Source organism: Thauera sp., assembly GCF_047601425.1.
GTDB lineage: Bacteria > Pseudomonadota > Gammaproteobacteria > Burkholderiales > Rhodocyclaceae > Thauera.
Window position 1 is genome coordinate 1,188,173 of sequence record NZ_JASGJL010000001.1, and the last position, 23,802, is coordinate 1,211,974.

Sequence of the window (23,802 nt, forward strand, 5' to 3'; positions counted from 1 at the left end):
CTCCGCTGAAAAATGGGCGCGGATTTTAGCATGCAGGCTCGACAAAGCATGCTGCGCCGCCGCAACGCATGTTAGAATCCTCGCCCTTTCAAAGACTTCCCGCCTCCATGTCCCGCGCCATCCGCAACATCGCCATCATCGCCCACGTTGACCACGGCAAGACCACCCTCGTCGACCAATTGCTGCGCCAGTCCGGCACCTTCCGCGAAAACCAGCAGGTCGCCGAACGCGTCATGGACTCGGGAGACATCGAGAAGGAACGCGGCATCACCATCCTCGCCAAGAACTGTGCGATCCAGTACGGCGACACCCACATCAACATCGTCGACACCCCGGGCCACGCCGACTTCGGCGGCGAGGTCGAGCGCGTGCTGTCGATGGTTGACAGCGTGCTGCTGCTGGTCGATGCCCAGGAAGGCCCGATGCCGCAGACCCGCTTCGTCACCCGCAAGGCGCTGGCGCTGGGGCTGAAGCCGATCGTCGTGATCAACAAGATCGACCGTCCGGGCGCCCGTCCGGACTGGGTCATCAACCACACCTTCGACCTGTTCGACAAGCTCGGCGCCACCGAGGAACAGCTCGACTTCCCGGTCATCTACGCCTCCGGCCTCAACGGCTTCGCGGTCGAGAGCCTCGACGACGAGCGCAAGGACATGCGCCCGCTGTTCGAAGCCATCCTCAAGTACGTGCCCTCGCCCGACATCGACGTCAACGGCCCGCTGCGCATGCAGGTCTGCTCGCTCGACTACTCCACCTACATGGGCCAGCTCGGCATCGGCCGCATCCAGCGCGGCCGCGTCCGCCCCAACCAGGAACTGGTCGTGATGTACGGCGACGAGAACCGCGGCAAGGGCAAGGTCAGCCAGGTGCTGACCTTCAAGGGCCTCGAGCGCTCGCCCGCCGATGTCGCCGAAGCCGGCGACATCGTGCTGATCGCCGGCATCGACCAGGTCAACATCGGCGTCACGCTGTGCGACCCCGACAGGCTCGACCCGCTGCCACCGATCGCCGTCGATGAACCGACGCTGACGATGAACTTCATGGTCAACACCTCGCCGCTGGCCGGCCGCGAAGGCAAGTACGTCACCAGCCGCCAGATCCGCGAGCGCCTCGAGAAGGAACTGCTGAAGAACGTCGCCCTGCGCGTCAACTACACCCAGGACGCCGACGTCTTCGAAGTCTCTGGCCGCGGCGAGCTGCACCTGACCATCCTGCTGGAAAACATGCGCCGTGAAGGCTACGAGCTGGCCGTCGGCCGTCCGCGCGTGGTGTTCAAGGAAATCGACGGCGTCAAGTGCGAGCCGTACGAGCTGCTGACCGTTGACGTCGAGGAAGAGCACCAGGGTGGCGTCATGGAAGAACTCGGCCGCCGCCGCGGCGAGCTGCAGGACATGCAGCCGGACGGCAAGGGCCGCGTGCGCCTCGAATACCGCATCCCGGCCCGCGGCCTGATCGGCTTCCAGGGCGAGTTCCTGACCCTGACCCGCGGCACCGGCCTCGCCAGCCACGTCTTCGACGACTACGGCCAGCTGGCCGGCGCCATGGCCGAGCGCCGCAACGGCGTGCTGATCTCGCAGAACAACGGCGACGCCGTCGCCTATGCGCTGTGGAACCTGCAGGACCGCGGCCGCATGTTCGTCAGCCCCGGCGACGCGCTGTACGAAGGCATGATCATCGGCGTGCATTCGCGCGACAACGACCTCGTCGTCAACCCGATCAAGGGCAAGCAGCTCACCAACGTGCGTGCCTCGGGCAAGGACGAGGCGGTCAACCTGACGCCGCCGATCCAGCTCACGCTCGAATCGGCGATCGAGTTCATCGCCGACGACGAACTGGTCGAGATCACGCCGAAGTCGATCCGCCTGCGCAAGCGCCACCTGCAAGAACACGAGCGCAAGCGCGCGGCGAAGGCCGCCGAAGCCTGAGTTTCCGGCCTCACCCCTGCAAACGCCCTTCCGGCCCGCCGCGAAGGGCGTTTTTCCTTTTGCGCCATGAACTACGGCAATCCCGCCGCTGTCAGGAAGAGTAGAACATCGCTGAACAAGCGCCTGGACATCGAGCCCCGCCCATGACGCAAGACGCCCGCCCCGCTCACGCTGGTGATTCCTCTGCTTCCCCGCTCCAGCCGGCCTCCGACTGGCATACCCTGAACCGCTCGCAGATCGAAGAAATCCTCGACACCGGAAGGCACGGCCTGAGCGACACCGAAGCCGACCGGCGCCTGGGCGTCTACGGCCCCAACCGCCTCGCACCCCCCAAGCGGCGCGGCCCGCTGATGCGGCTGCTGATGCAGTTCCACAACATCCTGCTGTACGTCATGATGGGCGCCGCCGTCATCACCGCGCTGCTCGGGCACTGGGTCGACACCGGTGTGCTGATGGCCGCGGTGATCATCAACGCCATCATCGGCTTCATCCAGGAAGGCAAGGCCGAATCCGCGCTCGACGCCATCCGCGGAATGCTGTCGCCACATGCGATGGTCGTGCGCGACGGCATGCGGCGGGAAATCGATGCCGGCGAGCTCGTGCCCGGTGATCTCGTCGTGCTGGTCTCCGGCGACCGCGTGCCGGCCGACCTGCGCCTGGTCTCGGTCAAGGAACTGCGCGTCGAGGAAGCCGCGCTGACCGGCGAGTCGCTGCCGGTGGAAAAAAGCACGGCCACCGTTGCCGCCGATGCGCCGCTGGGCGACCGCCACGGCATGGCCTATTCCGGCACCCTGGTGGTGTATGGCCAGGCCAGCGGCATCGTGGTGAGGACCGGCGCGGCCACCGAGCTCGGCAGGATCAACCAGATGCTGGCCGACATCCGCAGCCTGGCGACACCGCTGCTGCGTCAGGTCGACCGCTTCGGCCACGCCCTGGCACTGACCATCCTGGCGATGTCGGCAGCCACCTTCGTGCTCGGCACGCTATGGCGCGGCCACGCGCCAGCGGACATGTTCATGATGGTGGTGGCGCTGGCCGCGTCCGCGATTCCCGAGGGCCTGCCGGCAATCATGACCGTCACGCTGGCCCTGGGCGTGCAGCGCATGGCCAGGCGCAACGCGATCATCCGCCGCCTGCCGGCGGTCGAGACGCTGGGCTCGGTCACGGTGATCTGCTCCGACAAGACCGGCACGCTGACGCGCAACGAAATGACTGTGCAGAAGGTGGTCTGTGCCGGCCATGTGTTCGACGTCGGCGGCGTCGGCTATGCGCCGGTGGGCGATCTGAGCCTGGATGGCCGCATCATCGACCCCGAGCACTATCCCGCACTGTCGATGGCGATCCGCGCCGGCGTGCTGTGCAACGACGCCCGCCTGTGTGAAGAGGACGATCTCTGGCGGGTCGAGGGCGACCCGACGGAAGGCGCGCTGCTGGTGCTCGGCGGCAAGACCGGGTTCCCGCAGCATCTCGGCGATGAAGCCTGGCCCCGGTTCGATTCGATTCCCTTCGAATCCCAGCACCGCTTCATGGCCACCTGGCATCGCGACAGCGACGACATGCCGTGGATCTTCGCCAAGGGCGCGCCGGAACGGATCTTCGACATGTGCAATGCCCAGTGGGGTGTTGATGGCGAAGAGGCGCTGGACATCGACCACTGGCGGCGCATGGCGACCAGCGTCGCCGCCCAGGGCCTGCGCCTGCTGGCGCTGGCATGCAGGCGCGCCGCGCCGCAGGGCGAGTCGCTGGATTTTGCCGATACCGAATCCGGCTTCGTGCTGCTGGCCCTGGTCGGCATCATCGATCCGCCCCGCGAGGAAGCCATCCGCGCGGTCGGCGAATGCCACCACGCCGGCATCCGGGTCAAGATGATCACCGGCGACCACGCCGAGACGGCCCGCGCGATCGGCGCCCAGCTTGCCATCGGCGTCGGCAGGCCGGCCCTGACCGGCGCCGAGGTAGCGTTGATGGACGATTCCACGTTGCGAAAGGTGGCGATGGACGTGGACGTCTTCGCCCGCGCCAGTCCCGAACACAAGCTGCGCCTCGTGCAAGCCTTGCAGGAGCATGGCCAGGTCGTGGCAATGACCGGCGACGGCGTCAATGACGCCCCGGCGCTCAAGCGCGCCGACGTCGGCGTGGCAATGGGCCTGAAAGGCACCGAGGCCGCCAAGGAGGCGAGCGACATGGTGCTGGCCGACGACAACTTTGCCACCATCGCCACCGCGGTGCGCGAAGGCCGCGCGGTCTACGACAACCTCAAGAAGTTCATCCTGTTCATGCTGCCGACCAACGGCGGCGAGGCGCTGGTGGTCATTGCCGCGATCCTGTTCGAGCTGGCCCTGCCGCTGACCGCGGCCCAAGTGCTGTGGATCAACATGGTGACCTCGAGCACGCTCGGTCTGGCGCTGGCCTTCGAACCGGCCGAGCGCGGCATCATGAACCGCCCGCCGCGGCCGCCCGGCGAAGCGCTGCTGTCAGGCTTCTTCGTCTGGCGCGTGCTGATGGTGTCGGTGCTGATGATGGCCGGCGCCCTGGGCCTGTTCCTGTATGAACTCGACAGCGGTACCGGCATCGAGACCGCACGCACGATGGCGGTGAATGCAGTGGTCGCGGTCGAGATGTTCTACCTGGTCAATAGCCGCTTCATCCTCGCCCCTGCCCGCCTGAGCGGCAACCGCTACGTGCTGCTGGCGATCGCCGCCTGCATTCCGCTGCAGCTTGCCTTCACCCATCTGCCGGTGATGCAGGACATCTTCGGCTCGAACGGCCTGACGCTGCTGGAGTGGACCAAGGTGCTGGCCGCCGGCCTGCTGGTGTTCTGCGTCGCCGAGGTCGAGAAGTTCGTCATCCGCTGCACGCCGCTGGCAAGGCGCTTGAACCAGGTCTGAAATGCGGCACGGGGTGGAAGAGAAGCCAGGTTGCCGGCCTCTCCCCACCCCGTCCTCGATTGACGCTTCTTACTTGGCAGCCTTGGCGCTCTTCTGCTGCACGCCGAAGCGTTCACCGAGATAGTCGGCGAATTCGGCGCCGGTTTCCGGATGGCGCAGGCCGAATTCGATGGTCGCTTTCAGGTAGCCGAGCTTGGAACCGCAGTCGTAGCGTACGCCGTCGAACTGGTAGGCCAGCACCGCTTCTTCCTTGAGCAGCGAGGCGATGGCGTCGGTGAGCTGGTACTCGCCGCCGGCGCCGGGCTTCAATGCGCGGATGTGGTCGAAGATGCGCGGCGTCAGGATGTAGCGGCCGACGACGGCTTGGGTGGTGGGCGCTTCCTCGGGCTTCGGCTTTTCGACGATGCCGGTCATGCGCTGCACCTTGCCCGATTCGTTCTCGGTGCTGACGATGCCGTAGCTGCGCGTTTCCGAGCGCGGCACGTTCATCGTGCCCAGCACCGAGCAGCGGTGATAGCTGTAAACGTCGACCATCTGCTTCAGCACCGGCGTGCCGTCCTTGTTGTCGAGCAGATCGTCGGCGAGGATCACCGCGAAGGCTTCATCATTGACGATGTTGTCGGCACACAGCACGGCGTGGCCAAGACCCAGTGCTTCGGACTGGCGGGTGTAGATGCAGTTGACGCCTTTCGGCACCGTCTTGCGCACGATCTCGAGCAGTTCCTTCTTGCCCCGGGCTTCCAGTTCGGTCTCGAGTTCGTAGGCCTTGTCGAAGTGGTCCTCGATCGAGCGCTTGGTCCGGCCGGTGATGAAGATCATGTCGGTGATGCCCGCCGCGACCGCTTCTTCGACCGCATACTGGATCAGAGGCTTGTCAACAATCGGCAGCATTTCCTTCGGGCTGGCCTTGGTTGCCGGCAGGAAACGCGTTCCCATGCCGGCGACCGGAAATATTGCCTTGGTGATCTTCTTCATGCCTGCTTCACTCCGTTTCGAATCGTTCCAGTGAATCGTTGGTACCCGGCCTGACCGGTGCGCCCGGCATGATGCGCGAAGCGGTGCGCACCTGCATCAGGCATTTGTATCCGTTTTGCGCAGTAATTCATGCAGTCCATGCTCGTCAACGATGTCCACGCCCAGTTCCTGCGCCTTGACGAGCTTGGAGCCGGCTTCCGCGCCGGCGACCAGCCAGGTGGTCTTCTTCGACACCGAGCCCGCGACCTTGCCGCCCCGCGCCTCGATCAGCGCTTTCGCCTCGTCGCGCGTCAGCGTTGGCAAGGTGCCGGTAAGCACGAATATCTGCCCCGCCAGTCCGCCCTGCGGCTCCCGTTGTGGCTCGCTTTCCGGCCAATGCACGCCTGCCGCGCGCAGTTGCTCGATGACCTCGCAATTGTGCGGCTCACCGAAGAATTCGACGATCGAGCGGGCGACGATCGGGCCGACGTCCGGCACCTGCTGCAAGGCCTCGACATCGGCTTCCATCAGGCCGTCGAGCTTGCCGAAATACTTCGCAAGATCGCGTGCGGTGGCTTCGCCGACATTGCGGATGCCGAGCGCGAAGATGAAACGCGCCAGCGTCGTCGCGCGGCTTTTCTCGATCGCCGCGAGCAGGTTCTGCGCCGACTTCTCACCCATGCGCTCCAGGTTCGCCAGCGCAAGGATGCCGAGCCGGTAGATGTCGACCGGCGTCTTGACGATGGCGGCGTCGACCAGCTGCTCGACCAGCCTGTCGCCCAGGCCTTCGATGTCCATCGCCCGCCGGCCGGCGAAATGCAGCAGCGCCTGCTTGCGCTGGGCCGGGCAGAACAGGCCGCCGGTACAGCGCGCCACGGCCTCGTCCTCGCCCCGCACCACATGCGAGCCGCACACCGGACAGGCAGGAAAACGCTCCAGCAGACTGAAGCGCGGCAGTTCGCCCTGGCGCCGCTCGGCGACCGGCGCGACGACTTCGGGGATGACGTCGCCGGCGCGGCGCACGATCACCCAGTCGCCGATGCGCACGTCCTTGCGGTCGATCTCGTCCTGGTTGTGCAGCGTGGCATTGGTGACGGTGACGCCGCCGACGAAGACCGGCTCCAGCCGCGCCACCGGTGTCAGCGCGCCGGTGCGGCCGACCTGCACTTCGATGTCGCGCAGCAGCGTCACCGCTTCCTGCGCCGGATACTTGTGCGCCACCGCCCAGCGCGGCTCACGGGTGACGAAGCCGAGCTGGCGCTGCAATTCGAGCGAATTGACCTTGTAGACCACGCCGTCGATGTCGAAAGGCAGTGCATCACGCAGGCCGGCGATGCGTTCATGGAAGGCCGCCAGTCCGGCCGCGCCCTGCACCACCGCGCGGTGCTCGCATACCAGCAGGCCGAAGGCGGCAATGGCATCGAGTACGCCGGCATGCGTCGCCGGCAGCGCCCAGCCCTCGGTTTCGCCCAGGCCGTATGCGAAGAAGGACAGCGGCCGGCGCGCGGCGATCGCCGGGTCGAGCTGGCGGATGCTGCCCGCTGCGGCATTGCGTGGATTGACGAAGGTCTTTTCGCCGGCTTCGGCCTGACGCCGGTTCAGCGCCTCGAAGTCGTCGCGGCGCATATAGACTTCGCCGCGGACTTCCAGCACCGTGGGCGCTTCGCCATGCAGGCGCAGCGGTACGGCGCGCATCGTGCGGATGTTGCTGCTGACGTCCTCGCCGGTTTCGCCGTCGCCGCGGGTGGCGGCCTGCACCAGCAGGCCGTGTTCGTAGCGCAGGCTGATCGCCAGGCCGTCGAATTTCAGTTCGGCGGCGTACTCGACTTCGGCGTCGCCCTCACCCAGCCCCAGCTCGCGCCGCACGCGCCCATCGAAAGTCTGCGCGCCGCTGGCCTCGGTGTCGGTCTCGGTACGGATCGACAGCATCGGCACCCGGTGGCGAACCGGCGGGAACTGCGCGAGCGGCCTGCCGCCGACGCGCAGGGTCGGCGAATCCGGTGTGCGCAGTTCGGGATGCGCTTCCTCCAGCGCCTGCAACTCGCGGAACAGGCGGTCGTACTCACCGTCCGGCACCGTCGGCGCGTCGAGCACGTAATAGGCGTGGTCGTGGCGCGCGATTTCTTCCCGCAGCGCCTGGATGCGCTGCGGTACGGACACGGGCATTTCCATCACAGCGCGAACAGGCGCCGGGCCAGGGGGCCGCCGGCAGGCATGCCGTTCTCGGCCATGCGACCCTGGAACTGGCGAATCTGGCTGCGGATCACCTCTGCCGCCTCGGGGCCGATCGGCGCACGGTTGTCATCGACGACGACGCCCTTGCACAGGCGGGCGAAGTCACCGGCGATTTCGATCATGCGATCGAAGGCGGCGACGCCATTCCGCACGCAAGGCACGTCGATCACCAGGGTGAAGCCCTTGGTCGTCATGCCCTCGTCGATAAACTGGCCGTCTTCGAGATTGACGAGGGTAAACAGCGTCGAGCCATCGTCGGCGATCGCATGGAAACTGCCGTCGGCAGCCAGCGCCAGGTCGTGCCGGCGGGCAAGCTTCTCGATCTCCCGGCCATCGAAGGGGTGCTCGACGGCAACCACATTGACGCCGATCTGCACGTCGACGTCGGCGCAGAAGCGGTCGAGTTCGGTCGCCACACTCAGCGCTTCGCTGCGCGCCGGCACGCCCGGCGGCAGTGCCATCACCATGTCCGCCACGCGCTGCACGCCGCCGGAGAAACGCATGAAATCGGCCTCGCCGATCGAGCCGCGGCGGTCGACCAGTTGCAGCCCGACGCAGAACCAGTGGCACGCGCCGGCACTGTCCGGGCCGAGCGGGAACCAGACATTCTCGGCGTCGTTGAAGCCGAACCAGCGCACCGGCTTGGCCATGTCCGCCAGTTGCTCGGCCTGCGCCTGCCAGAGGAGCCGCACGTCGAGCGCTTCGATCGCCTCCAGGCGGATCACGCAATCGGTGCGCGGATCGAGCAGCGCGGGTGCTTCGGGCGCGGAGCGCATGATCGATGCCTCGCGCACCGGGCGTGGCGCCTGCACGGCCTCGCCGTCCTCATCGGCACCAGCTCCGTTGCCGATCCCGGGCTCCCGCCGTCCGGCGCGTTCGTCAACCGGGGCACTGCCGCGCGGCTCGAGCAAAACGTCGCGATGCTCGTTCGTGAAGACCTTCTCGGCCTTGTTGCGGTGCTTGCGTTCCTGCCACTTGTTGTAGCCGACGATCAGCACCACTAGGCCGAGACCTGCACCGATGAGGGCGATCTGAAGTTCGCTGTCCATAATAAGAGGGGTTCCCGAATTGCTTGTGTTCTTCAGGCTGCCGCCGGCTCGGCCAGGCGCAGCGCTTCTTCCATGTCCACTTCCACCACGCGCGACACTCCCTGCTCCTGCATCGTCACCCCCACCAGTTGCTGTGCGAACTCCATCGTGATCTTGCTGTGGCTGATGAAGATGAACTGGGTTTGCGAGGACATGCGCTTGACCATGTTGGCGTAGCGTTCGGTGTTGGTATCGTCCAGCGGCGCATCCACCTCGTCAAGCATGCAGAACGGCGCCGGATTGAGCTGGAACATCGAAAAGACCAGCGCAATCGCGGTGAGTGCCTTCTCGCCGCCGGAAAGCAGGTGGATGGAGGTGTTCTTCTTGCCCGGCGGCTGGGCGACGATCTGGATGCCTGCATCCAGGATCTCTTCGCCGGTCAGCACCAGTTCGGCCCGGCCGCCGCCGAACAACTGCGGAAACAAAGTGCCGAACTGGCGATTGACGGTGTCGTAGGTTTCCTGCAGCTGCTCGCGCGTCTCGCGGTCGATGCGGCGGATCGCGTCTTCCAGGGTGTCGATCGCCTGCAACAGGTCCTCGGTCTGGGCATCGAGATAGCCCTTGCGCTCGGACGCGCTGCGCAACTCATCCAGCGCGGCGAGGTTGACCGCCCCCAGCTCGGCGATCTCCCGCGCCAGCCGGGACACTTCGCGCTGCAGGCTGCTCTCCTTGAGGTCGGCAGTCAGCAGCGGCTGCAGCACGGCCTCGTCGGCTTCGACTTCGAGCAGGCGTTCGGAGAACTGGTTGACCGCCAGTTCACTGGCCTGCACCGCCAGCCGCAGTTCGGCGACGCGGTTGCGCAGCGGCGCGGCTTCCTGCTCGGTGCGCAGCCGCGTTTCCTCGGCCTGGCGCAGCCGGGCCGCGGCGTCTTCGAGCGCGTCGCGGCAGGCCGCGAGCGCGGCTTCGCGGCTGGAACGCAGGCCCAGCGCCGTCTGCAGCGCATCGGCGCTGCGGCTGTCATCGGTGGCTTCCAGTTCGGCGGTTCGCGTCTGCGTCTCGGCGACGGCGCGCTCGAACTGTTCGGCAGCCAGTTGCAGGTTGCGGCCGATGTCGTCGAGCTTGCCGGCGCATTCGCGCTCGGAGAACTTCGCCTCCTGCAGCTCGCGCGCCGCGGCCTGCTCCAGTGCGCGCGCCTCCTGCACGGCCCGCTCGCGCTCGCGCAGCACGTCCATCGCGGCATCGAGGCGCTCGCGCTGGACTTCGGCGAGTTCTTCGGCCCGCGCCAGGTCGCGTTCGGCGCGTGCTGCATGTTCGCGCTCGGTCTGTTCGAGATGCACCAGGTCTTCCAGATCGCGCGCCAGCTGGCCGTGGCGTTCCTCTGCGCGGCTGCGCGCCTGGGCGAGCTTGAGCACCTCGACCTGCTCCGCGTGGACCTGGGCCTGCATGCCCTGGGTGTCGCGCCGCAAGCCGTTGATTCGTTCCTGCAAGGCCGCTGCGGCCATTTCGGCAGCCTGCATGGCCTCGTAGGCGAGCGCGGCATCCTCTTCCAGCGCCGTCTGCTGCCCGGCCAGATGATCGATCTCGCGCTGGCGCTCGATGACGCCATGGGTGCGGCTGTCGGGTGCGGAGTGCGACAGCAGTCCCCGGCCCAGCATCTGGCCGCGGGCGCCGACCAGCAGCACGTCGGCCGGCAGTTCGCGGTGGCGCGGCAGCCAGTCGTCCAGGCGATCAACGCAATACACGCCACGCAGGAAGCCGGCGAGCAATGGCCGCAGCGCGGCATCGAGCACGTCGACTTTCGCCAGCAGCGGCTCCAGGCCTTCGCATGCCGAGGCGGGCGCCGCCGCGTCGTGCTCGCTGCCGAGCACGACTGCGAGCGATTCGGGCGGCACTTCATCCAGCAGCGCGTGCGCCGCAGCCGCATCGGGCGCCAGCAGCGCGGCCAGGCGCTCGCGCAGCACCGCCTGCAGCGCCGCATCCCAGCCCTCGGCGACACGCAGGCTGCGCCACAACGGCGGCAGGCCGTCAAGCCCGTGGCGTTTCAGCCAGTCGCCGAGCTTGCCCTGCGACTGCACCTTGGCCTGCAACTGCACCAGCGCGTCGCGGCGCGCACGCAGCTCGGTCAGGCGGCGCTGCACCGCGCGTTCGTGTTCCAGCGCGGCCTTCAGCGCGGCCTGCGCGTCCGGCATCTGCTGCTGCAGCTCGGCCAGAGTCTGCTGCTGTTCATCGAGCGAGGCCTGCAGGGCTTCGAGGCGGGCTTCGCGTTCGGCCAGGTCGCGCTCGTCCGGGCCGGCGATCGCGGCGCGCTCGCCTTCGATCCGGCCACGGCGCTGCTGCAGGGCATCGAGCGCCCGCATCGCGCTGGCGCGGTTGGCCTCCTCGACCCGGAGCTGCTGCTCGGTCTGCGCCAGTTCGCGGCGCGCCGTGACTACCGTGGCGTCCGCCGCCTGACGGTCCGACTCGAGTTCCGGCACCCGCCCGGCAATCTCGCCGTGCCGCTCCTCGGCCTGCTCGGCACGCATCGCGGCGTTGTCCGCCAGGCCCAGCCAGCGCTCGCGCTCCTCGATCAGCGCCTCGCGCCGCGCTTCCCAGTGGCCGCGGTCGAGATCGAGCTGCGCCAGGCGGGCTTCCAGGCGCTTGCGCGCTTCGCCCAGGTGCTGCAGTTCGGTTTCCAGCCGCGCCACTTCGGCGCTGGCGGCAAACAGGTCGCTCTGCGCCACATGCACCGACTCGGAGGCCTCGAAATGGGTTTCACGCGAGGTCTCGACCGCTGCTTCGAGTTCCTGCAGGCGCGCGCTGTCGGACTCGATGCGCAAGGTGGCGGCGTTCAGTTCCCCGCTCAGGCGGGCCTGCTCGGCCTGCGCCTCGTTGCGCTTGAGCAGCCACAACAGCTGCTGTTTCTGCACGTGGGCGGTGCTCAGGGCGTTGAAGCGCGCCGCGACTTCGGCCTGGGCTTCGAGATGGCCGATGCGCTCGCCCAGCTCCATGCGGATGTCGTCAAGGCGGGCAAGGTTGTCGCGCGCATCGCGCAGCCGGCCCTCGGTCTCCTTGCGCCGCTCGCGATACTTGGTGACGCCGGCCGCTTCTTCGAGAAAGCCGCGGATGTCCTCGGGCCTGGCCTCGATGATGCGCGAGATCATGCCCTGCTCGATGATCGCGTAGGCGCGCGGCCCCAGCCCGGTGCCGAGGAACAGGTCGATGACGTCCTTGCGGCGGACGTGCACGTTGTTGATGTAGTAGGTGGACTCGCCCGAACGGTCGAGCACGCGCTTGACCGATATCTCGTTGTAGCGCGACCACTGCCCGGCCGCCCGCCCTTCGGCGTTGTCGAACACCAGTTCGACACTGGCGCGCGACACCGGCTTGCGCGTGGTCGAGCCGTTGAAGATCACGTCCTGCATCGATTCGCCGCGCAGGGCCGAGGCGCGCGTCTCGCCCAGCACCCAGCGCACGGCGTCGATGATGTTGGACTTGCCGCAGCCATTGGGGCCGACCACGCCGACCAGATTGCCCGGCGTCAGTACCGTGGTCGGGTCGACGAAAGTCTTGAAACCGGCAAGTTTGAGCTTGGACAGACGCACGTCGGAAGGAAAGGATCGGTACTGGGCTGCAGAAGACGACGCAGGGCGACGGCGGGGACGAAGCGGCAGATGAACGAAATGAAACGGCTACCGGGCTGGAGCCGGCCATCCCGGCGAACTGCCGGCAAGGCCCGCCATGATACCATTTCCGGCCTTTCCGACTCAGTTGCGGCAAGCTGTCGCCGCGTGGATTTTGTGCCAAAGTGAATCCCTACCTCACCCGCCTTCAGCCCTACCCCTTCGAGAAGCTGCGCCAGCTGTTTGCCGGCATCGCACCGCCGCCGGACCTGAGCCCGATCCGCCTCTCGATCGGCGAACCCCAGCATCCGACACCCGAATTCATCCGCCAGGCCCTGGCTGACAACCTCGACGGCCTGTCCAGCTATCCGCTGACCCTGGGCAGCGATGCCCTGCGCGGCGCCATCGCCCACTGGCTGGAGCGCCGCTACGGCCTGCCGAAGATCGACCCCGCCACCCAGGTGGTGCCGGTGAACGGCACACGCGAAGCCTTGTTCGCCTTCGGCCAGTGCGTGATCGACGGCACCCGGCCGGGCGCCAGGGTGCTGTGCCCGAACCCCTTCTACCAGATCTACGAAGGCGCGGCCTACCTGGCAGGCGCCGAGCCGCTGTTCCTGAATCACCTGCCGGAAAGCGGCTTCGGCTCCGACTTCGACGCCATCGACGAAGCCACCTGGCGCGACGTGCAGTTGGTCTATGTCTGCTCGCCCGGCAATCCGACCGGCCGCGTGCTGTCACTCGACGAATGGAAGCACCTCTTCGAGCTGTCCGATCGCCACGGCTTCGTCATCGCTGCCGACGAGTGCTACTCGGAGATCTACTTCGACGACGAAGCGAAGCCGATCGGCGGCCTGGAAGCCGCCTGGCAGCTGGGGCGCACCGATTTCCGCAACGTCGTGATGTTCTCCAGCCTGTCCAAGCGCTCCAACGTGCCGGGCATGCGCTCGGGCTTCGTCGCCGGCGATGCGAGGATCCTCAAGGAGTTCGCGCTCTACCGCACCTACCACGGCTGCCAGATGAACCCGGCGGTGCAGGCCGCGTCGGTCGCGGCCTGGAACGACGAGCAGCACGTCGCCGAGAACCGCCGCCTGTACCGCGAGAAGTTCGCCCGCATCACGCCGATGCTGGCGCCCTGGCTGCCCGTCCAGCTGCCGGACGCGGGCTTCTACTACTGGGTGCGCACGCCGCTGCCGGACACCGAGTTCGCCCGCCGTCTGCAGGCTGAATATAATGTCACGGTTCTGCCGGGCAGCTATCTCGCCCGCGAATCCGGCGGCATCAACCCGGGCGCCGGATTCATCCGCATCGCGCTGGTCGCCGACACACACGAATGTGTCGAGGCGGCCGGACGCATCATCGATTTCTGCAAGAACCTCTGAGAGAGAAAACGCCAATGCAAGCACTGCAAAAGATCATCGACGACGCCTTCGAGAACCGGACCAGCCTGTCGCCCGCCTCCGCGCCCGCCGAAATCCGCGACGCGGTCGAGACCGTCATCGCCGGCCTGGATGCCGGCACGCTGCGCGTGGCGGAGAAGAAGGACGGCCAGTGGGTGGTCAACCAGTGGATCAAGAAGGCCGTGCTGATCTCCTTCCGCCTGCGCGACAACGAAATCGTGTCGGCCGGCGGGCTCAACTTCTTCGACAAGGTCGACACCAAGTTCGGCGGCTACACGCCCGAGCAGTTCCGCGCAGGCGGCTTCCGCGTGGTGCCGCCGGCCGTCGCCCGCAAGGGCAGCTTCATCGGCAAAAACGTGGTGCTGATGCCGTCCTACGTGAACATCGGCGCCTACGTGGATGAAGGCACGATGGTCGACACCTGGGCCACGGTCGGTTCCTGCGCCCAGATCGGCAAGAACGTGCACCTGTCCGGCGGCGTCGGCATCGGCGGCGTGCTGGAGCCGGTCCAGGCCGGTCCGGTGATCATCGAGGACAACGTCTTCGTCGGCGCCCGCTCCGAAGTCGTCGAAGGCGTCGTCATCGAGGAAAACGCCGTGCTGTCGATGGGCGTGTATATCGGCCAGAGCACCAAGATCTACGACCGCGAGACCGGCGAGGTCAGCTACGGCCGCGTCCCTGCCGGCGCCGTCGTGGTGCCGGGCAGCCTGCCCTCGGCCTGCGGCAAGTACAGCCTGTACTGCGCGGTGATCGTCAAGAAGGTCGATGCCCAGACTCGCGCCAAGACCGGCATCAACGAGCTGCTGCGCGGCGCCTGAGCCGATGGACCGAAACCCTTACTGACGGAGCATGGCCGGGGCATGATTTTCGACAGCCTTTTCCAGTTGATGGCGGACAAGAAAGCCTCGGACATCTTCATCACCGCCGGCGCCCCGATCCACATCAAGATCCAGGGCAACACGATGCCGATCAACCAGCAGGTCATGGAGCCGGCCATGATCCGCAGGATCGTCGAAGAGGCGGTACCGGCCGAAAAACTCGCCCAGTTCGAGCGCGAGCGCGAACTGAACCTGTCCTTCGGCCGCCGCGACCTGGGCAACTTCCGCGTCAACATCTTCTGGCAGCGCAATTCGATCGCAGTCGTCGCCCGCTACATCCAGAGCAACATTCCGGCCATCCATGATCTCGGCCTGCCCTCCGTGCTGGGAGACGTGGTGATGGAGAAACGCGGGCTGGTGCTGGTGGTGGGCGCCACCGGTTCGGGCAAGTCCACCACGCTCGCGTCGATGCTGGACCACCGCAACCGCAACCGCAGCGGCCACATCCTGACGGTGGAAGACCCGATCGAGTACCTGTTCACCCATCGCAAATCGGTGGTGAACCAGCGTGAAGTCGGTATCGACACGCTGAGCTGGAACGAAGCCCTTCGCAACGCGATGCGCCAGGCGCCCGACTGCATCCTGATCGGCGAGATCCGTGACAGGGAAACCATGCAGGCGGCGGTCGCATACGCCCAATCCGGCCACCTCTGCCTTGCCACGCTGCATGCCAACAACGCTTACCACGCGCTCAACCGCATCATCAATTTCTTCCCGCTCGAGAACCGGCAACTGCTGTATCTCGACCTCGCCGTCGCGTTGCGCTGCATCGTCTCGCAGCGGCTGGTTCGCAAGCCGGACGGCAGCCGCGTGCCCGCGGTCGAGATCCTGATGAACACGCGCCATATCGCCGAACTGATCGAGCGCGGCGAAATCAACGAAATCAAGCAGGCCATGGAGCAGAGCCTGGCGCCTGGCTGCCAGACTTTCGAGCAGTGCCTGTACGAGCTGTACAACGACAAGATCATCTCGCTGGAGGAGGCGCTCGCCAACGCCGACTCCCCGACCAACCTGCACTGGCTGATCAACAACGCCCAGATCGATGCCGCGCCCGCTGCCGCGCCAGCGCCCGATTCGCCGAGCCTGCTCAACCTCGAACCGAATGGCAGCAACGGTGCGTCGTTCCATGAATTCACATTGCACTCCGATCAGAACTGAGCGCAATTTCCCACTTCACCCCAAGAACACGCTGCATGCCCCAAGCCGACTCCCCGACGCTGGCCCTCGCCTGCGAACTCATCGCCCGCCCCTCGGTCACGCCCGAGGACGCAGGCTGCCTTGAACTCCTCGCCGAGCGCCTGCGCGCAGCCGGCTTCGAATGCGAACGCATCGACACCGGCGGCGTTTCCAACCTGTGGGCGCGCCGCGGCAGCCAGCGCCCCGTGCTGTGCTTCGCCGGCCACACCGACGTCGTTCCTCCGGGACCGGCGGATGCCTGGAAGACCCCGCCGTTCGAGCCGACCATCATCGACGGCATGCTCCACGGCCGCGGCGCAGCCGACATGAAATCCTCGCTTGCCGCCTTCGTCACCTCGATCGAACGCTTCGTCGCCGCGCATCCGGACCATCACGGCAGCATCGCCCTGCTGCTGACCTCCGACGAGGAAGGCATCGCCACGCACGGCACGGTCAAGGTGGTCGAAGCCCTGGCGGCACGCGGCGAACGGCTGGACTACTGCATCGTCGGCGAACCGACCTCGGTGCGCACGCTGGGCGACATGATCAAGAATGGCCGCCGCGGCTCGCTGTCCGGCACCCTGCGGGTCAAAGGCAAGCAAGGTCACGTTGCCTACCCCCACCTCGCACGCAACCCGATCCATGCTTCCGCCCCCGCGCTGGCAGAACTGGCCGCGATCGAATGGGACCAGGGCAACGAGTTCTTCCCGCCGACGACCTGGCAGGTATCCAACATCCACGCCGGCACCGGCGCCAACAACGTCATCCCGGGTACGTGCGAAGTCATGTTCAACTTCCGCTTCGGCTCGGTGTCCTCGGCCGAGGACCTCAAGGCGCGAACCCATGAGGTGCTCGACCGCCACGGCCTTGACTACGAGCTCGACTGGCACCTGTCGGGCAAGCCCTTCATCACCGGCCGCGGCAAGCTGGTCGCCGCGCTGTCCGGCGCCATCTCCGACACCCTTGGCGTCACCACCGAGCTATCCACTACTGGCGGCACTTCGGACGGCCGCTTCATTGCCGACATCTGTGCCGAAGTCGTCGAGTTCGGCCCGGTCAACGCCACCATTCACCAGGTTGACGAGCGCATCGAAGCCTCGGCGATCGAACCGTTGTCCCAGGTTCTACGAACGCACCCTGCGCGCCCTGCTGGCCGCATGAGGCCATCCGGCCACGCAAAAACTAGGAATCGACACGCCCATGAAGCAACATCCGTCCGATCAGACACATTGCGACCACGAGCAGTGCGACTGCGAGCATGATCATGAGCACGATCACGGCCCGCTGGCCGAGCTGGTCACCGTGCGCGACTGGCTGCGCTATGCCGTCACCCGTTTCAACCGCGCCGGCATCTTCTGCGGCCATGGCACCAACGACAGCTATGACGAGGCCGTGTGGCTGCTGCTAGGCTCGCTGGCGCTGCCGCTGGACCGGCTCGAACCTTTCCTCGACGCCTGCATTCCGGCCGAGGAGCGCATCGCCCTGTTCGAGGCAATCGAACGCCGCGCCGACGAGCGCGTGCCGACCGCCTACATCCTCGGCGAAGCCTGGCTGGGCGACTTCCGCTTCACCGTCGATGAGCGCGTGATCGTGCCGCGCTCCTTCTTCGCCGAACTGCTGGAAGACGGCCTCGCCGGCTGGATCGACGACCCCGAGGAAGTCGGCAGCGTGCTGGACATGTGCACCGGCTCGGGCTGCCTCGCCGTGCTGATGGCACATGCCTTTCCCCAGGCTGACGTCACGGCCGCGGATCTGTCGGACGACGCGCTCGACGTTGCACTGCAGAACGTGACCGACTACGGCCTGGACACTCGCATCGAGCTGGTGCACTCGGACGTGTTCTCTGCCCTCGGCGGGCGCCGCTACGATCTGATCCTGAGCAATCCGCCCTACGTGACCGGCGACTCGATGGACGCCCTGCCGCCCGAATACCTGCACGAGCCGCACATGGCGCTCGCCGCCGGCGACGACGGACTCGACGTCGTACGGAAGCTGATTGCCGAAGGCGCCGAACATCTGAACCCGAACGGCCTGCTGGCCGTCGAGGTCGGCCACAACCGCGGCATCGTCGAGGAGGCTTTTCCCGACCTGCCCTTCACCTGGCTCTCCACCCGTGGTGGCGACGACATGGTGTTCGTGCTGAAACGGGAAGATCTTCCCGGCGGCCAGTCCTGAACACCGCCGACTGATCCAGGAGGGCCTTGAGCGATGAGCAACAACCGTCCTATCCTGCTCGTCGAGGACAACCCCGACGACGAAGCGCTTGCACTCCATGCCTTCAGCAAGAACCAGATCACCAATCCGGTGGTCGTGGTGCATGATGGCGCCGAGGCGCTGGACTATCTGTTCGGCACCGGCAGCTTCGCCGGCAACAGCGGGCCTCTGCCGGCCGTCGTGCTGCTGGATCTGAAGCTGCCGCGCATCGACGGCCTGGAAGTGCTGCGCCACATCCGCGCCGATTCGCGCACCACGCTGCTGCCGGTGGTGGTGCTCACCACCTCGCGCGAATCGCTCGACCTGCAGCAGGCCTACAATCTCGGCGCCAACAGCTACGTGCGCAAGCCGGTGGATTTCGAGCGCTTCGTCCAGGTCATCGGCCTGCTCGCCTGTTACTGGCTGGAAGTCAACGAAAGCAGCGACGCCAGCACGCGCAACGGCTACTGAGCCGGGCTGGGGCAAGACAAAAAACGGGCGCCACACGGGCGCCCGTCATGCACGGAACTCAGCCTACTTCGTCGATCCAGGCCTGCTGGATGCCTTCGAGGATGCGCTCGCCGCAGCGCTTGGGATCGTCGTCGAATTCGGGCAGTGCCATCACCCAGTTCATCAGGTCGACGAAATTGACCCTGGTCGGATCGACATCAGGCCTGGTGTCGGCCAGCTGGATGGCGATTTCCTGCACGTCGGTCCATTTCATTTCAGTGCTTTCCTTCGCGGGCCATGTTGATCGTGTAGCGCGGAATCTCGACGACCAGCGGCGTGTCGCCGACCTGGACCTGGCAGGACAGCCGCGACTGCGGCTCCAGGCCCCAGGCCTTGTCGAGCAAGTCTTCCTCCTCCTCCTCGGCGGGCGGCAGCGACTCGAAACCTTCGCGCACGATGACGTGGCAGGTCGTGCACGCGCAGGACATCTCACAGGCATGCTCGATGTAGATGTCGTTCTCGATCAGGCTTTCGCAGACAGACTTGCCCGGCTGGGCTTCGATCACGCTGCCGTCGGGGCAGAGTTCGACATGGGGAAGGACAATGATCTGGGTCATGATGGGTCAGAGTTCCAACTCGTTACCTTGTGGCCGGCCAGCGCGCTGCGGATGCTGTTGTCCATGCGGCGGGCAGCGAATTCGTCGGTGGCACGCGCGAAGGCGTCGATGCCGGTCTTGATGGCACGGTGGTCGCTGCCGGCACGCAGCACGCGCAGATGTTCGATCGCGGCGTCGATCGCGGCACGCTCGCCGGCGTCGAGCAGGTGGCCGTCCTTGGCCAGTGCCTGCTCGGTGGCCTCGATCACGCGCTCGGCCTCGACCTGCTGCTCGCGCAGCGCGCGCAGCATCATGTCGTCGCCGGCGTGTTCGACGCCGGATTTCAGCATTTCGGCGATCTCGTCGTCGGACAGGCCGTAGGACGGCTTCACCAGCACGCTCGCTTCGACGCCCGAGGACATCTCGCGCGCCGACACCGACAGCAGGCCGTCGGCATCGACCTGGAAGCTCACCCGGATGCGCGCCGCGCCAGCCACCATCGGCGGGATGCCGCGCAGTTCGAAGCGCGCCAGCGAGCGGCAATCCGCCACCAGTTCGCGTTCGCCCTGGACGACGTGGATCGCCATCGCAGTCTGGCCGTCCTTGAAGGTGGTGAACTCCTGCGCCCGCGCGATCGGCAGCGTGGAGTTGCGCGGCACCACCTTCTCCACCAGTCCGCCCATGGTTTCCAGGCCGAGCGACAGCGGGATGACGTCGAGCAGCAGCCAGTCGTCCTGTTCGGCGCGGTTGCCGGCCAACACGTTGGCCTGCATCGCGGCGCCGAGCGCAACCACCTTGTCGGGGTCGAGGTTGGTCAGCGGCTCCTGGCCGAAAAAGGCCGCGACCGCGCGCTGGATGTGCGGCATCCGCGTGGCGCCGCCGACCATCACCACGCCCTTGATCTCTTCCGGCGTCAGCCCGGCATCGCGCAGAGCCTTGCGCACTGGCGTCAGCGTCTTCTGCACCAGGTGGCGGGTCATGTCGGCAAACTCGTCGCGGGTGACGACGAGGTCGACCAGCTCACCCGAGCCGAGGCGCAGGTGGATCGGCGCCTCCTCGCAGGAAGTCAGCAACTCCTTGGCCTCACGCGCCTTCATCTGCAGGCGGCGGGAATCCTCCAGCGAAGGCGGTGCGATCGCGGCACGCTCGAGGATGGCGCAGAACAGGCGGTGGTCGAAATCGTCGCCGCCCAAGGCAGCGTCGCCGTTGGTGGACAGCACCTCGAACACGCCGCGCGACAGCTTCAGGATGGAGAGGTCGAAAGTGCCGCCGCCGAGGTCGTAGACCGCATAAACGCCTTCGGCGGCGTTGTCGAGACCGTAGGCGACCGCCGCTGCGGTGGGCTCGTTGAGCAGCCGCAACACGTCCAGCCCGGCCAGGCGCGCCGCATCCTTGGTCGCCTGGCGCTGGGCGTCGTCGAAATAGGCCGGCACCGTGATGACCGCCCCGACCAGCGCGCCGCCCAGGCTTGCTTCGGCACGCAAGCGCAGTTCGCGCAGAATCTCGGCCGACACTTCGACCGGACTCTTGACGCCCTGCACCGTGCGCAGCCGCAGCATGCCCGGACCGTCCTCGAAGTCGTAGGGCATGGTCTCGACGTGGGCGACGTCCTTGAGACCGCGGCCCATGAAGCGCTTGACCGAGACGATGGTGTTGCGCGGATCGGTCGCCTGCGCCTTCGACGCGCCCTGCCCGGCTTCGATGCTGCCATCGGCGTGATAGCGCACCACGGACGGCAGCATGGTGCGGCCGCTCTCGTCAGGCAGGCACACGGCAATGCCGTTGCGCACGCTGGCAACGAGCGAATTGGTGGTCCCGAGGTCGATGCCCACCGCAAGCCGATGCTTGTGCGGCTCGGTGGACATGCCGGGTTCGGCGATCTGCAACAGGGCCATCAGGGAATCCGTGCCTCTCGTTTTCAGCTTTCGAGCGCGAGCAGCGCTTCGTCGATCTCGTGCTGGAGTTTTTCGATGAACATCAGCCGGCGCACGGTGTCGGCTGCCTGGGCGTAGTCGTGGTCGGTGTCGAGTTGGCGCGCCAGTTCGCCGCGCACGTCGCGGGCGTGGCGCAGCAGGCGCATGTGCAGCTGTTCCAGCGCGTCGACTTCGCCCTCGTCACGCGCCTCCTCGACCGCTTCGCGCCATTCCATCTGCTCCATCAGGAACTCGGGCGACATCGCGGTGTTGGTTTCGGCGCCGACATCCACCCCGGCCAGTTCCAGCAGGTAGCGGGCACGGGCGAGCGGCTTCTTCAAGGTCTGGAAACCCTCGTTGACGCGCGTCGCCCACTGCATCGCGCGGCGCTTGTCGACGTCCGGCAGGTGAGCGTAGCGGTCGGGATGGACCTGGGACTGCAGACCGTGCCAGGCGGCTTCGAGGGCCGCCTCGTCCAGGGCGTAACTGCGCGGCAGGCCGAACAGGCTGAAATGGTCCTGCTTGAGATCGATGCTCATGCCGTCAGACGTTGAAGCTCTCGCCGCAGCCGCACTGATCCTTGACGTTCGGGTTGTTGAACCTGAAGCCTTCGTTCAGCCCTTCCTTGACGAAATCCAGCTCGGTGCCGTCGAGATAGGCCAGACTCTTCGGATCGACCACGACCTTGACGCCATGGCTGTCGAACACCAGATCCTCTTCCTGGGTGTCGTCGACGAATTCGAGCTTGTAGGCCATGCCCGAGCATCCCGAGGTCTTCACCCCGAGGCGGATGCCGAAGCCCTTGCCGCGCTTGGCGATGAAATTCGCCACATGGCGCGCAGCGTTTTCAGACAGGGTCACGCTCATGATCTTGCCTCCTGTTCGCGGCCGCTCAGGCCGGATGCTTCTTGCGATAGTCGGCGACGGCAGCCTTGATCGCATCCTCGGCCAGGATCGAGCAATGGATCTTGACCGGCGGCAGCGCCAGCTCCTCGGCGATCTGGGTGTTCTTGATGTCCAGGGCCTGGTCGATCGTCTTGCCCTTGACCCATTCGGTGACGAGCGAGCTCGACGCGATCGCCGAGCCGCAGCCGTAGGTCTTGAACTTCGCGTCCTCGATCACGCCGTCCTTGCCGACCTTGATCTGCAGCTTCATGACGTCGCCACAGGCGGGCGCGCCGACCATGCCGGTGGCCACGCCTTCCTCGTCCTTGCCGAAGGAGCCGACGTTGCGGGGGTTTTCGTAGTGGTCCAGGACCTTGTCGCTGTAAGCCATGATGTTTCTCCAGGGATTTCCGTCTTTGTTCTTTGGCGCTCAGTGCGCAGCCCACTGCACCGCGTCGAGGTCGATGCCTTCCTTGTACATCTCCCACAGTGGCGACAGTTCGCGCAGCTTGCCGATCTTGTTCCGCAGCAGCTCGATGGTGAAATCGACTTCTTCCTCGGTGGTGAAGCGGCCGATCGAGAAGCGGATCGAGCTGTGCGCCAGCTCGTCGTTGCGGCCCAGGGCGCGCAGCACGTAGGACGGCTCCAGGCTGGCCGAGGTGCAGGCCGAGCCGCTGGACACCGCGATGTCCTTGATCGCCATGATCAGCGACTCGCCTTCGACATAGGCGAAGGAAATGTTCAGGTTGTGCGGCACGCGCTGCTCGAGGTCGCCATTGACGTAGGTCGCCTCGATGCCGGTCAGGCCGTTCATCAGTTTGTCACGCAGCTTGCGGATACGTTCGTTCTCGCTCGCCATTTCCTCGCGCGCGAGGCGGAAGGCCTCGCCCATGCCGACGATCTGGTGAGTCGCCAGCGTGCCCGAGCGCATGCCGCGCTCGTGGCCGCCGCCGTGCATCTGCGCCTCGAGGCGCACGCGCGGCTTGCGGCGCACGTACAGCGCGCCGATGCCCTTGGGACCGTAGGTCTTGTGCGCGGAGAAGCTCATCAGGTCGACCTTCAGGCTGCCGAGGTCGATGGCGACCTTGCCGGTGGCCTGCGCGGCATCGACGTGGAAGACGATGCCCTTGCTGCGACAGATTTCACCGATTTCAGCGATCGGCTGCACCACGCCGACTTCATTGTTGACGAACATCACCGACACCAGGATGGTGTCCGGACGGATCACCGCCTTCAGCACCTCGAGGTCGATCAGGCCGTTTTCCTGCACGTCGAGGTAGGTCGCCTCGAAACCTTCGCGCTCGAGTTCGCGCACGGTGTCGAGCACCGCCTTGTGCTCGGTCTTGACCGTGATGACGTGCTTGCCCTTGCCCTGGTAGAAATGCGCCGCGCCCTTGATCGCGAGGTTGTTCGACTCGGTCGCACCCGAGGTCCAGACGATTTCCTTGGCGTCGGCTCCGACCAGCGCCGCGACCTGCTCGCGCGCCTCCTCGACCGCCTGCTCGGCTTCCCAGCCATAGGCGTGCGAGCGGCTGGCCGGGTTGCCGAAATGCTCGGTCAGCCACGGGATCATCTTCGCCGCCACGCGCGGGTCCACCGGCGTCGTCGCAGAGTAGTCGAGGTAGATCGGGAACTTCAGCATTGCATCTCTCCGCAGAGGGGTTGTCTTGTTATCAGGTTTCGAA

The 23,802-nt window shown here is 66.5% G+C and carries 18 protein-coding genes and 1 pseudogene; 8 read left to right on the forward strand and 11 right to left on the reverse strand.

Features of this window, described 5'->3' with window-relative positions; genetic code table 11:
- Window positions 1–107: 107 nt before the first annotated feature.
- Together typA and QM748_RS05745 are read left to right on the forward strand one after the other, a co-directional pair.
- On the forward strand, window positions 108–1,925 hold the full coding sequence (gene typA / locus QM748_RS05740) for a translational GTPase TypA (protein ID WP_415246077.1): 1,818 nt from the start codon (window positions 108–110) through the stop codon (window positions 1,923–1,925).
- Between the two features lie 143 nt (window positions 1,926–2,068).
- Window positions 2,069–4,813 carry a cation-transporting P-type ATPase gene (locus QM748_RS05745; protein ID WP_415246078.1) on the forward strand — a complete coding sequence of 915 codons (2,745 nt, stop codon included), beginning with the start codon at window positions 2,069–2,071 and terminating at the stop codon, window positions 4,811–4,813.
- 69 nt (window positions 4,814–4,882) lie between these two features.
- Here the strand turns inward: QM748_RS05745 and galU are convergent, their stop codons facing one another.
- The 4 genes from galU to smc all read right to left on the reverse strand — a co-directional run bounded on the left by galU (window position 4,883) and on the right by smc (window position 12,611).
- The gene (galU, locus tag QM748_RS05750) at window positions 4,883–5,788 is read right to left on the reverse strand and encodes a UTP--glucose-1-phosphate uridylyltransferase GalU (RefSeq protein ID WP_415246079.1); all 906 of its coding nucleotides are present in this window, start codon (window positions 5,786–5,788) and stop codon (window positions 4,883–4,885) included.
- A gap of 96 nt (window positions 5,789–5,884) precedes the next feature.
- Window positions 5,885–7,933 carry an NAD-dependent DNA ligase LigA gene (ligA, locus tag QM748_RS05755; protein WP_415246080.1) on the reverse strand — a complete coding sequence of 683 codons (2,049 nt, stop codon included), beginning with the start codon at window positions 7,931–7,933 and terminating at the stop codon, window positions 5,885–5,887.
- Between the two features lie 5 nt (window positions 7,934–7,938).
- Window positions 7,939–9,051: a cell division protein ZipA C-terminal FtsZ-binding domain-containing protein gene (locus tag QM748_RS05760; protein ID WP_415246081.1), complete on the reverse strand. Its 1,113-nt coding sequence runs from the start codon at window positions 9,049–9,051 to the stop codon at window positions 7,939–7,941.
- A gap of 32 nt (window positions 9,052–9,083) precedes the next feature.
- The gene (gene smc, locus QM748_RS05765) at window positions 9,084–12,611 is read right to left on the reverse strand and encodes a chromosome segregation protein SMC (protein WP_415246082.1); all 3,528 of its coding nucleotides are present in this window, start codon (window positions 12,609–12,611) and stop codon (window positions 9,084–9,086) included.
- A 203-nt stretch (window positions 12,612–12,814) separates the two neighbouring features.
- On the opposite strand from smc, the gene dapC reads away from it, so the two are divergent.
- The 6 genes and pseudogenes from dapC (at window position 12,815) to QM748_RS05795 (ending at window position 18,744) form a co-directional block, all read left to right on the forward strand.
- A complete protein-coding gene (gene dapC, locus QM748_RS05770; protein WP_415246083.1) occupies window positions 12,815–14,008 on the forward strand; it encodes a succinyldiaminopimelate transaminase in 1,194 nt (397 codons plus the stop codon).
- A gap of 14 nt (window positions 14,009–14,022) precedes the next feature.
- Window positions 14,023–14,844, forward strand: a complete 822-nt coding sequence (gene dapD, locus QM748_RS05775) for a 2,3,4,5-tetrahydropyridine-2,6-dicarboxylate N-succinyltransferase (RefSeq protein WP_415246084.1) — start codon at window positions 14,023–14,025, stop codon at window positions 14,842–14,844.
- 42 nt (window positions 14,845–14,886) lie between these two features.
- Window positions 14,887–16,062 (forward strand): PilT/PilU family type 4a pilus ATPase, encoded by a 1,176-nt coding sequence (locus QM748_RS05780; RefSeq protein ID WP_415246085.1) that lies wholly within the window; start codon window positions 14,887–14,889, stop codon window positions 16,060–16,062.
- A 35-nt stretch (window positions 16,063–16,097) separates the two neighbouring features.
- Window positions 16,098–17,241: pseudogene (gene dapE, locus QM748_RS05785) on the forward strand (succinyl-diaminopimelate desuccinylase).
- Between the two features lie 39 nt (window positions 17,242–17,280).
- Window positions 17,281–18,255, forward strand: a complete 975-nt coding sequence (gene prmB, locus QM748_RS05790; protein WP_415246086.1) for a 50S ribosomal protein L3 N(5)-glutamine methyltransferase — start codon at window positions 17,281–17,283, stop codon at window positions 18,253–18,255.
- Between the two features lie 33 nt (window positions 18,256–18,288).
- Window positions 18,289–18,744, forward strand: coding sequence for a response regulator (locus tag QM748_RS05795; RefSeq protein WP_415246087.1), 456 nt, complete (start codon window positions 18,289–18,291; stop codon window positions 18,742–18,744).
- Between the two features lie 58 nt (window positions 18,745–18,802).
- Here QM748_RS05795 and iscX read toward each other — a convergent pair whose 3' ends face one another.
- The 7 genes from iscX to QM748_RS05830 are packed head-to-tail and all read right to left on the reverse strand — an operon-like array spanning window position 18,803 to window position 23,756.
- Window positions 18,803–18,997, reverse strand: coding sequence for a Fe-S cluster assembly protein IscX (iscX, locus tag QM748_RS05800; protein WP_415246088.1), 195 nt, complete (start codon window positions 18,995–18,997; stop codon window positions 18,803–18,805).
- A gap of 1 nt (window position 18,998) precedes the next feature.
- Window positions 18,999–19,340 carry an ISC system 2Fe-2S type ferredoxin gene (gene fdx, locus QM748_RS05805; protein ID WP_415246089.1) on the reverse strand — a complete coding sequence of 114 codons (342 nt, stop codon included), beginning with the start codon at window positions 19,338–19,340 and terminating at the stop codon, window positions 18,999–19,001.
- A complete protein-coding gene (gene hscA, locus QM748_RS05810; protein WP_415246090.1) occupies window positions 19,337–21,214 on the reverse strand; it encodes a Fe-S protein assembly chaperone HscA in 1,878 nt (625 codons plus the stop codon). Before hscA ends, fdx begins: the two co-directional genes overlap by 4 nt.
- Before the next feature lie 23 nt (window positions 21,215–21,237).
- Complete coding sequence (gene hscB, locus QM748_RS05815; protein WP_415246091.1) at window positions 21,238–21,771, reverse strand: Fe-S protein assembly co-chaperone HscB; 534 nt, start codon at window positions 21,769–21,771, stop codon at window positions 21,238–21,240.
- 4 nt (window positions 21,772–21,775) lie between these two features.
- The gene (gene iscA, locus QM748_RS05820; protein WP_415246092.1) at window positions 21,776–22,099 is read right to left on the reverse strand and encodes an iron-sulfur cluster assembly protein IscA; all 324 of its coding nucleotides are present in this window, start codon (window positions 22,097–22,099) and stop codon (window positions 21,776–21,778) included.
- A gap of 25 nt (window positions 22,100–22,124) precedes the next feature.
- Window positions 22,125–22,508: a Fe-S cluster assembly scaffold IscU gene (gene iscU, locus QM748_RS05825; protein WP_341644678.1), complete on the reverse strand. Its 384-nt coding sequence runs from the start codon at window positions 22,506–22,508 to the stop codon at window positions 22,125–22,127.
- Between the two features lie 39 nt (window positions 22,509–22,547).
- The gene (locus QM748_RS05830) at window positions 22,548–23,756 is read right to left on the reverse strand and encodes an IscS subfamily cysteine desulfurase (protein WP_415248026.1); all 1,209 of its coding nucleotides are present in this window, start codon (window positions 23,754–23,756) and stop codon (window positions 22,548–22,550) included.
- Between the last annotated feature and the right edge of the window lie 46 nt (window positions 23,757–23,802).

Bases quoted from the DNA above. Each gene is read 5' to 3' on its own strand.
- hscB (WP_415246091.1), bottom strand. From the start codon at position 21,771: ATGAGCATCGATCTCAAGCAGGACCATTTCAGCCTGTTCGGCCTGCCG.
- iscA (WP_415246092.1), bottom strand. From the start codon at position 22,099: ATGAGCGTGACCCTGTCTGAAAACGCTGCGCGCCATGTGGCGAATTTC.
- fdx (WP_415246089.1), bottom strand. From the start codon at position 19,340: ATGACCCAGATCATTGTCCTTCCCCATGTCGAACTCTGCCCCGACGGC.
- hscA (WP_415246090.1), bottom strand. From the start codon at position 21,214: ATGGCCCTGTTGCAGATCGCCGAACCCGGCATGTCCACCGAGCCGCAC.
- prmB (WP_415246086.1), top strand. From the start codon at position 17,281: ATGAAGCAACATCCGTCCGATCAGACACATTGCGACCACGAGCAGTGC.
- iscU (WP_341644678.1), bottom strand. From the start codon at position 22,508: ATGGCTTACAGCGACAAGGTCCTGGACCACTACGAAAACCCCCGCAAC.
- QM748_RS05795 (WP_415246087.1), top strand. From the start codon at position 18,289: ATGAGCAACAACCGTCCTATCCTGCTCGTCGAGGACAACCCCGACGAC.
- iscX (WP_415246088.1), bottom strand. From the start codon at position 18,997: ATGAAATGGACCGACGTGCAGGAAATCGCCATCCAGCTGGCCGACACC.
- dapD (WP_415246084.1), top strand. From the start codon at position 14,023: ATGCAAGCACTGCAAAAGATCATCGACGACGCCTTCGAGAACCGGACC.
- ligA (WP_415246080.1), bottom strand. From the start codon at position 7,933: ATGCCCGTGTCCGTACCGCAGCGCATCCAGGCGCTGCGGGAAGAAATC.
- typA (WP_415246077.1), top strand. From the start codon at position 108: ATGTCCCGCGCCATCCGCAACATCGCCATCATCGCCCACGTTGACCAC.
- QM748_RS05760 (WP_415246081.1), bottom strand. From the start codon at position 9,051: ATGGACAGCGAACTTCAGATCGCCCTCATCGGTGCAGGTCTCGGCCTA.
- QM748_RS05745 (WP_415246078.1), top strand. From the start codon at position 2,069: ATGACGCAAGACGCCCGCCCCGCTCACGCTGGTGATTCCTCTGCTTCC.
- QM748_RS05780 (WP_415246085.1), top strand. From the start codon at position 14,887: ATGATTTTCGACAGCCTTTTCCAGTTGATGGCGGACAAGAAAGCCTCG.
- galU (WP_415246079.1), bottom strand. From the start codon at position 5,788: ATGAAGAAGATCACCAAGGCAATATTTCCGGTCGCCGGCATGGGAACG.